General features: G+C 62.6%; 1 protein-coding gene. It reads left to right on the forward strand.

Annotated elements, in window-relative coordinates; genetic code table 11:
- Positions 1-36 precede the first annotated feature (36 nt).
- Positions 37-324: a GIY-YIG nuclease family protein gene (locus E5X88_RS33555; protein ID WP_292168572.1), complete on the forward strand. Its 288-nt coding sequence runs from the start codon at positions 37-39 to the stop codon at positions 322-324.
- Positions 325-412: the final 88 nt, after the last annotated feature.

Below are 412 nucleotides of genomic sequence, written 5' to 3' on the forward strand. Positions count from 1 at the left end.
GCTTGCATCCGCAACGGCGCCAGCTACCCTTCAACTATGACCGGCTATGCCTACATGACCGCGAGCCAGAAGCACGGCACGATCTACATCGGCGTCACCAATGACCTCGGCCGCCGCTTGCCGGAGCACAAATCAGGCCAGGGCTCACGCTTCACCAGCCGCTACGGCGTGCAGCGTCTGGTCTGGTACGAAGAACATTTCGACATTCGCGACGCCATCCAGCGCGAGAAGTCGCTGAAACGCTGGCCGCGCCAGTGGAAGATCGACCTGATCGAGAAGACCAACCCAGAGTGGTTCGAGCTTTTTCGAGGGACGGGGTGGTAGCGTTCGGTTCTGGTCCGCCGGAGCACTGCCGCCAGGTAACGGCATGGATCCCAGGGTCTGCGCCGCGTCGCTTCGCTCCTTGCTCCGC

This window comes from Mesorhizobium sp. (assembly GCF_004962245.1).
GTDB lineage: Bacteria > Pseudomonadota > Alphaproteobacteria > Rhizobiales > Rhizobiaceae > Mesorhizobium.